Source organism: Ruegeria sp. B32 (assembly GCF_025141855.1).
Lineage (GTDB): Bacteria > Pseudomonadota > Alphaproteobacteria > Rhodobacterales > Rhodobacteraceae > Ruegeria > Ruegeria arenilitoris.
In genome coordinates, this window is sequence record NZ_CP081106.1 from 3,219,125 (window position 1) to 3,231,363 (window position 12,239).

Sequence of the window (12,239 nt, forward strand, 5' to 3'; positions counted from 1 at the left end):
TTTTCGCATAATGCCAAAATCCGGCAGAAACGGAAATCACTTTTTGCTGTTCATATGCTCGGTCAGGCGGCGTTCGATCGACTCAAGCCGGTCCAGCACCTCGTCCCGATAGGCATCCGTCTTGACTTCATCCTCGGCGTGGTGGGCATCCTGCATCGAATTCACGATCAGACCGACCAGCAGGTTCACGACCGCAAAGGTCGTGACCATGATGAAGGGCACGAAAAACAGCCAGGCGTAGGGATAGACCTCCATCACCGGGCGGACGATGCCCATCGACCAGCTTTCCAGCGTCATGATCTGGAACAGGGTATAGGCCGACAGACCCAGATCACCGAACCACTCCGGAAAGCTGTCCGAGAACAGTTTGGTCGAGATCACCGCGCCGATATAGAACAGGATCGCCATCAACAGGAACACGCTTGCCATGCCCGGCAACGCCGAAATGAAGCCCTCGACCACCCGGCGCAGGCGTGGCGCAACCGAGATCACCCGCAGCACCCGCAGAATCCGCAGCGCACGCAACACCGAAAGACCCGCTCCGCCGGGCACCAAGGCGATGCCGACGATCACGAAATCGAAGATGTTCCAACCATTGAGGAAGAAACGGCGCCCGTTGGCCACCAGTTTCATCGCGATCTCGGCGACGAAGATGCTCAGGCAGATGGTGTCGAGCAGCACGATCACCGGCCCAAATTTGGCCATCAGGCCGTCCGAGGTTTCCATGCCCAGCAGAACTGCGTTCACCAAGATGACGCCGGTGATGAATTGCGAAAACCGCGGGTTTTCGACAAAGGCCTGCAGGCGCTGCCGGATCGTCATGCGAAGGGTCTCCTGTCGGGTCATGGATTCTCTGCCAGTTTGAAGCTGCCCACCAATTCGCTGTGGGATGACCATCGAAATTGGTCAACCACTTGGACCCATTCAAGGGCATAGCCCGCCTGAACCAGAATTTTTGCATCCCGCGCAAAGGTCACTGGGTTGCAGGACACATAGGCGATGACCGGACGGCGGGCCTGAGCCAGCTCGGTCACCTGGGTCTCGGCGCCGGCGCGCGGAGGGTCCAGAACCACGGCGTCAAAGCGGCGCAGCTCGTCCGGCATCAAGGGGCGGCGGAACAGGTCGCGCGCCTCGGTCGTGACCTGTTTCAATCCCGTGGATTTGCGCCAGCCCTGATCCAGCGCGCGGGTCATGTCGGCCGCGCCTTCAACGGCATGAACCTCGGCCCGTTGCGCCAGCGGCAACGAGAACGTGCCGCAGCCCGCGAACAGATCAACCACCCGCTTGGCTGGGCCGACAATCTCGAAAACAGCCTGTGTCAGAGCCTGTTCTCCATCTTTCGTGGCCTGCAGGAAGGCCCCCGGCGGCGGGACCACTGTGGCCGGTCCGAACCGCTGTTTTGGTGGGTTGCGCATGGCGATCACCTCGCCATCCCAGGCCAGCCGCGCCAGCCCGTGCTGCTCGGTCGCCTGCGCAAGCGCCAGTTCCAGCGGGCCATCCAGCGGCTTGCCGCCCTGCACCGCCACGTCCAGTCCGGCTTCGGACAGGGTCAGGGTGACCGACAACACGCCCTTGCGGCTGCCGCCCAGTTCGGCCAGCGTCTTGGCCACGGGGATGGCGGCAGTCAGAGCCGGGTCCAGCAGCTGGCAATCAGGAATCTCGGTGATCACGTCCGAGGCGCGCCCGTGGAACCCCGCCAGCGCGCCCTTCTTGGTGCGGCGCACAGCGATGGTGGCGCGGCGACGCGACTGCGGTGGCGACGTCAGGATCGGGCGCATCTCGGCCTGCAGCCCCTGAGCGGCCAAGGCGGTACGCACCACCTTGACCTTCCAATCGGCCACGAAGGCGTCCGAGGCATGCTGCAACTGGCAACCGCCGCAGCTTTTGTAGTGGCGGCAGGGCGGCTTGACCCGATCGTCCGACGGCGTAAGCACCTTGATATCGGTCAGCACCGAGCCGTCCAACGCGCCGCTGACCCGCTCTCCGGGCAGCGTTCGGGGGGCATAGACCGGGCCCTCGGCGATGCCGTCGCCCTGATGCCCGAGGCGGAGAATGTTGTATTCCTGCGTCATGGCCTGCCTGATAGCCGGGCTGATGCGCCAACAAAACCCTTATTCGGCGGCTTCGGTCTGGATGAACCCGCCCGACTGACGGTGCCAGAACCGCGCATACAACCCGCCCTGCGCCAGCAGAGTGTCATGCGGACCGCTTTCCACGATGCGCCCGTGATCCAGAACGATGATCCGGTCCATCTCGCTGAGGGTGGACAGGCGGTGGGCGATGGCCAGAACGGTCTTGCCCTCCATCACCCGGTGCAGCGCGGTCTGGATCGCGGCCTCGACCTCGGAATCCAGCGCCGAGGTGGCCTCGTCCAGCACGAGGATCGGCGCGTCCTTCAGGATCGCGCGGGCCAGCGCGATACGCTGACGCTGGCCACCGCTCAACTTGACGCCGCGCTCGCCCAGATGCGCGTCATAACCCCTGTGCCCCTGCCCGTCCTGCAGATCGAGGATGAAATCATGCGCCTCGGCCTTTTTGGCCGCGGCGATCATCTGGTCTTCGGTGGCATCGGGCCGACCGTACAGGATATTGTCGCGGGCCGAGCGGTTGAACATCGCGGTTTCCTGCGTGACCATGCCGATCTGGCGGCGCAGGCTGTCCTGCGTGACGCGGGCGATGTCCTGCCCGTCGATCAGAATCTGCCCATTTTCCCTGTCATAGAGCCTGAGCAGCAGCGAAACCAGGGTGGACTTCCCCGCCCCCGAGGCACCGACGATGCCCAGTTTCTCGCCCGGCTGCACCGTCAGCGTCAGGTCCGAGACTCCGCCCACGTCGCGACCATAGGCAAAGCTGACATCGCGGAACTCGATCCGGCCCTCGGGCACCGTCAGCTCGGTGGCGTCCGGCTCATCCTCGACCCGGTCGGGCCGCGCCAGGGTTTTCATGCCGTTCTCGATCTCGCCCACATGGGCGTAGATCCCCATCAGGGTAAAGCTGACCCATCCCGTCATCTGAGCGATGCGGATCGAAATGGCACCCGCCGCCACGATATCCCCGGTGGTCGCCGACCCCGCCTGCCACAGCCACAGCGTCGCGCCCAACAGCAGAACCGGCAGAAGCCCCGCCAAGGTCATCAAAATGAACCGGAAACTGGCCGACAGTTTGCCAAAAGCCAGCGACTTGTCGCGCAGCGCAACCATCGAGTCGCGCGCGGCCTGATCCTCGAACTCGGAATGGGCAAACAGCTTGACCGTCTTGATGTTGGTGATCGTGTCCACCACTTGTCCCGACACCATCGCCCGTGCCCCGGCGCGCGCGGCCGAGCGCGTGCGGATCCGTGGCAGGTACCAGTGCACCAGCAGGAAATACACCGCCAGCCAAGCCACGAAGGGCAGCATGACCAGGGGATGAATAGACCCTAACAAAAGCAAAGATCCCACAAGCGAGGCCAAGGCAAAGACGATGGCGCTGATGGTTTCCGATACGACCGAGGTCAGGGCATTGGCCGTCTGCATCTGTTTCTGGGCGATGCGGCCGGCAAAATCGTCGTCGAAATAGGTGACCGACTGCCCCAACGTCCAGCGGTTCAGCTTGGCCAGGACCAACGGCGGGATGTTGGGCATGACGATATAGTTGTTCGACACCGAGGATAGCCCGAACAGGAGCGGCCGGATCAGCATGAAGAACGCCACGGCGCCCAGGATCATCCACAGGTTTCGCGGTGTCAGAAAGTTCTCGGGGCCGCTGGCGGTCGCGATGTCGATCACCCAGCCCAGAATCCAGGCGGTTCCGGCCTCCATCGCGCCTGCCAGGGCCGAAAACAGCGCAGCGGCGAACAACATGGGCCAGGCCCCTGTCAGGCACCAGCGAATGAACGCCCCCAGCCTTTGCGGCGGGGGCGTCTGGGTGGGTTCAAACGGTTTGATTAGGTCTGCGACCGTCATTCTGCTGCCTCGTCCGCGGCCTCGGGGTTCATGAAGCCGCCAGATTGGCGCGCCCAGAACTGGGCGTAAAGACCGCCCTGCTCCAAAAGATCGCCATGAGTGCCTTCCTCGACGATCCGGCCTCCGTCCATCACCAGGATGCGGTCCATCTGGGCGATGGTGCTGAGCCGGTGCGCGATGGCGATCACGGTCTTGCCCTGCATCATACCGTACAGCGTCTCCTGGATAGCGGCTTCGACCTCGGAATCTAGGGCGGATGTGGCCTCGTCCAACAACAAGATCGGCGCGTCCTTCAGGATCACCCGCGCCAGCGTCACCCGCTGCCGCTGCCCGCCGCTCAGCTTGACGCCGCGCTCGCCCACATGGGCGTCATAGCCGGTGCGGCCCTGCGGGTCCTGCAGGTCGAGGATGAAGTCATGCGCCTCGGCCTGTTTGGCGGCGGCGATCATCTGGTCTTCGGTGGCATCGGGGCGGCCATACAGGATGTTGTCGCGCACCGAGCGGTGCAGCAGCGCGCTGTCCTGCTGAACCATGCCGATATTGCGGCGCAGGCTGTCCTGGGTGACGGTGCGGATGTCCTGCCCGTCGATCAGGATCGCACCGCTTTCCACGTCGTAGAACCGCAAAAGCAGCTTGACCAAGGTCGACTTCCCGGCCCCCGAGCGCCCGATCAGCCCGACCTTCTCGCCCGGCTGGATGGTCAGATTGACGTGATCCAGCCCGCCGGTCTCGCGGCCATAATGGTGCGACAGGTCGCGGATCTCGATCCGGCCGTCGGTCAGTTGCAATGGTTTGGCGCCCGGCGCATCCAGCAGGTCGACGGGCTGGGCGATGGTCTCCATCCCCTCGGCCACAACGCCCAGCTGGCGGAAGAAGCTGGTCAGAGCCCACATGATCCAGCCGGTCATGGCATTCAGCCGCAGCGTCAGCGCGGTGGCCGCCGCCACCACCCCGACCGAGGCACTGCCCTGCATCCACAGGTAAATGGCCCAGCCGACCACACCGATGATCAGCACGCCGTTCAGCGCGACCAGAACGGCATCCATGATGGTGAAGATGCGCATTTCGGTCTGGAAGGTGCGCCGGGTCTCTTCGATTGCTTCGCGCGCATAGTCGAGCTCCTGCTGGGCATGGGCGAACATCTTCACCGAGTGGATGTTGGTATAGCTGTCGACCACCCGGCCCGTCACCGTGGACCGCGCATCGGACGCGGCCTGCGACGCCGGCCCGACCCTCTGTACCGTCCAGCGCACCAGCAGCGCATAGAGCGCGAACCAGATCAGCAGCGGCAGCAGCAGGCGCGGATCGGCAGCCATCAGCAGGATCGCCGCGCCGATCAGATAGGCCAGCGAGAACGAGATCGCATCGAACACCTGGAACACCACCTCGCCCGCGGCGGGCGGGGTCTGCATGATGCGGTTGGCGATTCGCCCGGCAAAATCATTCTCGAACCAACCGACCGACTGGCGCAGAACGTGCTTGTGCGCCCGCCAGCGGATCAGCGTTCCGAAATTGGGCAGGATCGCGTTGTTCAGCAACAGCACGTCCAGCACATGCAGGATGGGCCGCAGGAAAAGGATGAACAGCGCGACCAGAACCAGCTCGGTCCCGTGGGCCTGCCAGACCTCGGACGGTGATCCGCCCAGCAGGTCGACGACCCGGCCCATGTAATAGATCAACCCGATCTCGACCGCGGCCACGATGATCGACATCAGCGCGGCCCAGAAGAAGACGCGCCGAAAAGGGCGGGAATAATCCAGCATGAAAGGCCACAGCCGCGTCGGCGGCGTGTCCACCTCTTCATATGCAACAAAAGGGTCTACGAGGTTTTCGAAATAGCGAAACATGGAGGTGCTCCGATTGAGCAGGAAAATTGAAAATGCGAAAGCAGATGGCGCCAAAACACCACCCGTACGGGTCAGGTGTTCTGGCTTTAGCCGAACCAGATCCCGTAATACATTCGCAGTCCTCCATCCATGTGACAGGCGCAACCTAGCCGAACACCTGCGGGCTTGTCATCCCCTTTTGAGACTTCCCGTCAATATTGCAGCAGCGCGTCCCGGTCCAGCGTGAATTCCGAGGCGATCCAGCGGCTCTCCAGTTCGGCCAGTTTCGCGCCCAGCGCAGGGCCGGAGTAGCGCCCGAGCAGATCGGCGGCCCTGACCGGGAATGTCTCTGCGGCCCCTTTTTCAACGGCCGCGCCCGTCTCAGCCGTCCAGGGCTGTTCCAGAAAGGCGCAGCGCAGAAGGGCCGCGTCCTGTCCGTCTGGCTGGCCCAGCCGATACCCCAATTCGGCCGCCCCGGCACCGCATTGCGCGCCGTCCCGGATCCGGGTCAGGCGGGCCAGTTGCGCCTTGCTGAGGCGCAGAGTCCCAGCAACCTCGGGCGCAGCGATGGCTGCCAGACGGCGCAGCGCGTCGGGGGCAAGCCCGGCCTGTGATTCAAGATGGATCAGGATCGGCAGCGCCCGATCGTCGGCGCCGGGCAGCAGATGCGCCAGAACGCCGATGCTGCGCATGGCCGCCACTGATGGGGCCGGATCGGGCGCGGCCAGCAGTTTCAGCATCTCGGCTCCGACCCGCTCGCGCGACAGCCGGTCGAGCCCGTCGAGATCGGTCGCAATCGCCGCCAGCGCATCCGGGTCCATCCCGGCCTGCGCGTCGCCATACCAGGCGTGGAACCGGAAATACCGCAACGAGCGCAGATAGTCCTCGCGGATGCGATCTTGCGCCGTGCCGATGAACCGCACGCGCCGCGCCTGCAGGTCGGGCAGGCCGCCCAGCGGGTCCAGAATGGTGCCGTCGGGGCGGGCATAGAGCGCGTTCATCGTAAAATCGCGACGGGCGGCGTCCTCTTCCACCTGGTCGGAAAAGGCAACGACCGCGCGCCGCCCGTCGGTTTCGACGTCGCGGCGAAAGGTTGTGATCTCATGTGGTATGCCGTCGCTGACCACGGTCACGGTGCCATGATCAATCCCCGTCGGAATCGTCTTCAGCCCGGCCTTTTCGGCCAGGTCCATCACCTGTTGCGGGCGGGCATCGGTGGCGATGTCGAGATCCGAGACCGGTGCCCCCAGCAGCGCATTGCGGACGCACCCTCCCACGAACAGCGCCTGCGCGCCGCCCTCGGTCAGCGCCGCACACACGTTCTGCGTGGCCGGGTTCGTGATCCAGTCTTCGGTGATCCGCATCATTCGCTCATCCGTGCCGCCAGCCCGCGCAACATGCGGGCCGTGGCGCCCCAGATGTAGTAGGGGCCGTAGGGCACCGCGAAGTAGTACCTCCGTGTTCCGCGCCAGATGCGCGATTCAACCACATAATTCGCAGGGTTCAGCACATGCGCAAGCGGAACCGAAAACACCTCGTCCACCTCGCCCGGTTCGGCCACCGGGTCAAAGCCGCGCTCCAGAACCGCAACCACCGGTGTCACGGCGAATGACGTGACCGTTTCATGCACCGGCAATGTGCCCAGAATACGTGGCAGGTCCGGCGGCAGGCCGATCTCCTCCTGCGCCTCGCGCAGGGCCGTGGCGGTCACATCCGCATCGGTGTCGTCCTGCTTGCCGCCCGGAAAGGCGATCTGCCCCGGATGGTGTTTCAGGGCCGAGGACCGCTTGGTCAGGATCAAGCGCGGATCGCCACGGGCCAGGTCCACGGCAACCAGAACACCTGCCGGGCGCAGCTTGCGCCCCGCAGGCAGAACCGTCCCGGGATTGAGGTCGAAGTCGCTGGACCCGTCACCGGGACGGGCCAACGCCGCGCTCAGACGCGGGATCAGATCAGCCGGCATCCGGATCTTCGGCCTCGAACCCGACCGATTTCGGATCCAGCACGTAATGCGCGCCGCAGAACTGGCAGTCGGCGGTTACGGTACCTTCATCCGTGGTCATCTTCTCGATGTCCTGGGCCGAGTAGATCGACAGGCTTTGACGCACGCGGTCCTCGGAGCAGGTGCAGCCGAACTGCACCGACTGGGCCTCGTACACGCGGGGCTGTTCCTCGTGGAACAGGCGCACCAGCAGATCGGTCGGCGCCACGGATGGTCCGATCATTTCCAGATCCTCGACCGTGTCCAGAAGTATGTTGACCCGACCCCAGTTCTCTTCTTCCTGACCATCGACCAGATCGGCGGCTGTCAGAACTTCGCCCGTACCCTCGCCGCTGGCGACAAACGGAGACGCCTTTGGCATGTGCTGCAGCATGATGCCGCCGGCGCGCCAGCGTTCGCCCACACCCGGCTCGGTCGACCGGCCAAAGCTGAGCGAGAAGCGGGTCGGCAGCTGTTCGGACTGCGCGAAATACGCCTCGGCGCAGGCGCTGAGCGATCCTCCGGCCAGCGGCGTGATCCCCTGATAGGGTTGCGTCCCCTTGCCCTGGTCGATCAGGATCGCAAAGTATCCCTCGCCCACCTGATCAAAGGGAGCACCTTCGGTCAGACGGTCGCGGTCAAAGCTGGCATAGGCCCTGATCTGCGCGGGCTGACCCTCTTCGCGCGGGGCGTAATAGTCAGTGGCGATCATCCGCACGGGCCCCTTGGACTGAACCTGCAGCGACAGCTTCCAGCGCAGCGCGACGGTCTGGCCGATCAGCGCGGTCAGCAAGGCCATCTCTGCCACCAGCGCCTCGACCTGCGCGGGGTAGTTATGCTGCTTCAGGATGCCGTCCAGCACCCCGTCCAGCCGGGCCACGCGGCCACGCATATCCGATACATCAAGTTGAAAGGGCAGGACGGTATCGTCCCACGCTATTTTCGTTCCAAGAGACATGGGGTTTCCTTAAGCGCCGCAAGTTGGCATATCGCCACCATATAGGTCGTACATTCGGGGTTGAAAGGGTCCTTACATGATCAGACGGTTCGGCGAAACCCCGGAACCGGGACGGAAATACACGCGCCGGGTCGGCGTCTATGCGCTGCTGCCGCGCGGGGCCAGCCTGCTGCTGACCTGCCAGACCGAACCCGGACCCGACTTGCAGCTGCCTGGTGGCGGGATCGACCCCGGCGAGTCGCCAATAGTCGCCCTGCATCGCGAAGTGTTCGAAGAAACCGGTTGGTCGATCGCGGACCCGCGGCGGGTTGGTGCGTTCCGGCGATTCACCTACATGCCCGAATATGATTTGTGGGCCGAGAAGGTCTGTCTGATCTACCGCGCTCGCCCGGTTCAACGCAAAGGACCACCGACCGAACCCTTTCACGAGGCGGTTTGGATGAACACCGGCGATGCGGTTCACATGTTGGGCAATGCAGGCGACCGGCACTTCGCGCGGCTGCATCTATCTGGGCTTTAGTTTCCGTTGTACTCGAAAAACACGGCTGAAACGTCATCCTCCATCCCGGCACCCGGCGGCATACCCTGAGTTAATCGCCAGAACATGTCGTCCAGAAACTCAGGCCCGCTGTTCGCACCAAGACATTCCAGCGCCATCCGTCGCAGCCCGTCCTCATCCAGCAGATCACCGTTTTTGACACGGCATTCGGTGAAGCCGTCCGAGTACAACAGCAGCTTGTCACCGCGCTGCAGATAGGTTTCGGTCTGCTGGAACGCCACATCGGGCAGCAATCCGATGGGCAGGCCGCCATCCCCAAGGAACTCTGCCCGGCCGGTCCGGCGCAACAGCAGTGGATGGGGGTGCCCAGCCTGAACCATCCTCAGGTGGCCGTTGCGCAGGTCCACGATGGCGTAGACCATGGTGAAATACTCCTCGATCCCCGTGTCGGCCATCAGGCGGGCATTCAGGATGGCGGCCACCTGCTCGGGTGGCAGCAAGGCGTAGAACTTGTTGAACCGCTTCTCCATTGCGACGTTCTGATCGAAATGCTGGCTGGTCAGATACCCGCCCAACCGCGCCGTCATCATTGCTGACGTGATACCGTGGCCGGAGACATCGATGCTGTAGAACCCGATCCGGTTCGCGCCCGGCGAAAACATCCCCACCAGGTCACCCCCGATGTGGCCGCAGGGTTTGAGCAGCAGGCTGACCCGGGACCTGCCAAATTCCCGATAGAGTTCCGGCACCAGTGATTCCTGTATCTTGCGCGCCTGGATCAGATCCTTGTCGATGGCGTCATGCGCAAGGCGCAGTTCGGCCAAAGCGGTTTCGATCAACCGGTTCTTGTCCGAAAGCTCGCGCTGCATATCAAGAATGCGGGCCCCTGCCGAAATGCGGGCCCGCAACTCGTCTGCTTCAAGCGGTTTGATCAGGAAATCATCCGCACCGGCATCCAGGCCGAGCGCGACTTCCTGCTTCTCACTTTTTGAGGTCAGAAGGATGAAATAGGTGTACTGGTCGTTCTCCAGCGCGCGAAACGCGCGGCAGAATTCCAGCCCGCCCATGCCCGGCATCACCCAGTCACTGAGCACCAGATCAGGCAGGGCCTTTTTACAGATCTCGATCGCTTCTTCACCGCTGTCGGCCTCGACAACCGTGAATCCCCATTTCTTCAGCGATGCCACCAGAATACGGCGTTGCAGGCGGCTGTCATCGACCACCAGCACAGTCCGGATGGCTCCAAAATCCAGGTCAGCCTTGGCCTCAATTTGGCTGGACATTCGCACGCGAAACCTCTGCGCATTTTCCAACGGGGGTGGGGCAAAGCTACGGCGCTCGGCTTAACAACCGATGAAAGCTGTTCTCCGCAGCGGCTTAACCCGGATTTTACCCCGGACCGGTAATCAGAGACGGTACCGGTCAAGGTGGAGGACGGTGATGATAAACTGGCCCAGGGTGCGCCAGCTGCGTGACGAAGTCGGGTCCGAGGAATTCGACGAGGTCGTCCGGATTTTTCTGGATGAGGTCGGTGAGGTCATGGGCCGCTTGACGTCGGACACCGACCGGTCCGCGCTTGAGCAGAACCTGCATTTCCTCAAAGGCAGTGCATTGAGCCTTGGTTTTGAGAGCCTGTCCAAACTCTGTCAGGATGGCGAACTGCGCGCTGCTGCGGGCCATGGGGCGGAAGTCGATCTGGACGCGGTCATTGCGGCTTTTGACCGCTCGCGCGCGGAATTCATGTCCGGCCTAAAGGACAACCTGTAATCGGTCAGATCACGAACTGCGCCAGCGTCTCGTCCTCGGTGATGTCGGTATAGACGAACCCGGCATCGTCCAGATGCGCAAACAGGCGCAGGAAATTGTCCGGCTTGCTGGTCTCGATCCCGATCAGGACCGAACCGAAATTGCGCGCCGATTTCTTCATGTATTCAAACCGGGCGATGTCATCTTCGGGGCCGAGGATGTTCAGAAATTCCTTCAGTGCTCCGGGGCGCTGCGGCAGGCGCAGGATGAAGTATTTCTTGACGCCCGAATAGCGCTGCGCCCGCTCTTTGACCTCGGGAAGACGCTCGAAATCGAAATTCCCGCCCGAGGTGACGCAGACGACCGTCTTGCCGCGTACAAAGCTCTGGACGTCGCCGACCGCCTCGATCGCCAGGGCTCCGGCGGGTTCCAGCACGATGCCTTCAACATTCAGCATCTCGATCATTGTGGTGCAGATGCGGTCCTCGGACAGAACGATCACATCCGACAGATGCCGGTCACGCAACAACTGAAACGGCTTGTCTCCGATCCGGCCCACCGCCGCTCCGTCGACGAAATTATCTACCTTGTCCAGCGACACTGGATGGCCCGCCGCCAACGCCGCGCGCAGACAAGCTCCGCCCGCGGGTTCGACGAACAGGCAATGGGTGCGGTCGCCGAACCATGTCGCCACACCCGAGGACATGCCGCCCCCGCCTACCGGCAGCACCACGTGATCGGGAAGGCGGCCCAGCTGCTCTTCGATCTCCACGGCCAATGAGGCCTGCCCCTCGATCACGTCATCATCGTCGAAGGGCGACAGGAAATACCCGCCCTGCTGCGCGCACCAGTCCTGAGCCGCGGCAAGCGTGTGGTCGAAATAGTCGCCGGTCAGGTGGATCTCGACGTTGTCGCCTCCAAAGATTCGGGTCTTCTGGATCTTTTGCTGAGGTGTCGTCACCGGCATGAAGATCACGCCTTTGACCCCCATGTGCTTGCACATAAAGGCCACGCCCTGCGCGTGGTTGCCAGCGCTGGCGCAGACGAACAGGTCCTGCCCCTGCTGCTTGCGCATGGCGTTGAACGCGCCGCGGATCTTGTAGGACCGCACCGGGCTGAGGTCTTCGCGTTTCAGCCAGATGTCGGCATCGTATTTCTCGGACAGATGGGCATTGCGCTGCAACGGTGTTGCAGGAAACACGGTGCGCATCGCCTGTTCGGCGGCGCGGGCGCGGGTCATGAAATCTTTCATGCCGCATTCCCTGCCCCATCAGGCCGACAAGGG

Annotated in this window: 11 protein-coding genes; 2 read left to right on the forward strand and 9 right to left on the reverse strand. The window is 63.3% G+C overall.

From position 1 onward, the window contains the following. Positions 1 to 36: 36 nt before the first annotated feature. From K3752_RS16320 to K3752_RS16350, 7 genes are all read right to left on the reverse strand, one after another. Complete coding sequence (locus tag K3752_RS16320) at positions 37 to 822, reverse strand: ion transporter (protein WP_260066339.1); 786 nt, start codon at positions 820 to 822, stop codon at positions 37 to 39. A 20-nt stretch (positions 823 to 842) separates the two neighbouring features. After that, the gene (locus tag K3752_RS16325) at positions 843 to 2,072 is read right to left on the reverse strand and encodes a class I SAM-dependent RNA methyltransferase (protein WP_260063814.1); all 1,230 of its coding nucleotides are present in this window, start codon (positions 2,070 to 2,072) and stop codon (positions 843 to 845) included. Between the two features lie 39 nt (positions 2,073 to 2,111). Then, entirely contained in the window at positions 2,112 to 3,944 is a 1,833-nt protein-coding gene (locus tag K3752_RS16330; RefSeq protein WP_260063815.1) for an ABC transporter ATP-binding protein, read from the reverse strand. Next, a complete protein-coding gene (locus K3752_RS16335) occupies positions 3,941 to 5,791 on the reverse strand; it encodes an ABC transporter ATP-binding protein (RefSeq protein WP_260063816.1) in 1,851 nt (616 codons plus the stop codon). Before K3752_RS16335 ends, K3752_RS16330 begins: the two co-directional genes overlap by 4 nt. 191 nt (positions 5,792 to 5,982) lie before the next feature. Further along, positions 5,983 to 7,137, reverse strand: coding sequence for a CCA tRNA nucleotidyltransferase (locus tag K3752_RS16340; RefSeq protein WP_260063817.1), 1,155 nt, complete (start codon positions 7,135 to 7,137; stop codon positions 5,983 to 5,985). After that, the gene (locus K3752_RS16345; RefSeq protein ID WP_260063818.1) at positions 7,134 to 7,733 is read right to left on the reverse strand and encodes a CoA pyrophosphatase; all 600 of its coding nucleotides are present in this window, start codon (positions 7,731 to 7,733) and stop codon (positions 7,134 to 7,136) included. Before K3752_RS16345 ends, K3752_RS16340 begins: the two co-directional genes overlap by 4 nt. Beyond that, positions 7,723 to 8,709: an Hsp33 family molecular chaperone HslO gene (locus K3752_RS16350; RefSeq protein WP_093963913.1), complete on the reverse strand. Its 987-nt coding sequence runs from the start codon at positions 8,707 to 8,709 to the stop codon at positions 7,723 to 7,725. The genes K3752_RS16345 and K3752_RS16350 overlap by 11 nt, the downstream gene beginning before the upstream one ends. A 76-nt stretch (positions 8,710 to 8,785) precedes the next feature. Between K3752_RS16350 and K3752_RS16355 the strand changes: the two genes are divergently transcribed. After that, a complete protein-coding gene (locus K3752_RS16355; protein WP_170340705.1) occupies positions 8,786 to 9,229 on the forward strand; it encodes an NUDIX hydrolase in 444 nt (147 codons plus the stop codon). Here the strand turns inward: K3752_RS16355 and K3752_RS16360 are convergent. Next, positions 9,226 to 10,491: a PP2C family protein-serine/threonine phosphatase gene (locus K3752_RS16360; RefSeq protein WP_260063819.1), complete on the reverse strand. Its 1,266-nt coding sequence runs from the start codon at positions 10,489 to 10,491 to the stop codon at positions 9,226 to 9,228. The two genes, K3752_RS16355 and K3752_RS16360, sit on opposite strands and share 4 nt — an antisense overlap. A gap of 157 nt (positions 10,492 to 10,648) precedes the next feature. On the opposite strand from K3752_RS16360, the gene K3752_RS16365 reads away from it, so the two are divergent. Continuing rightward, positions 10,649 to 10,975 carry an Hpt domain-containing protein gene (locus tag K3752_RS16365; protein WP_260063820.1) on the forward strand — a complete coding sequence of 109 codons (327 nt, stop codon included), beginning with the start codon at positions 10,649 to 10,651 and terminating at the stop codon, positions 10,973 to 10,975. A 4-nt stretch (positions 10,976 to 10,979) separates the two neighbouring features. Here K3752_RS16365 and ilvA read toward each other — a convergent pair whose 3' ends face one another. After that, a complete protein-coding gene (gene ilvA / locus K3752_RS16370; RefSeq protein ID WP_260063821.1) occupies positions 10,980 to 12,206 on the reverse strand; it encodes a threonine ammonia-lyase IlvA in 1,227 nt (408 codons plus the stop codon). Positions 12,207 to 12,239: the final 33 nt, after the last annotated feature.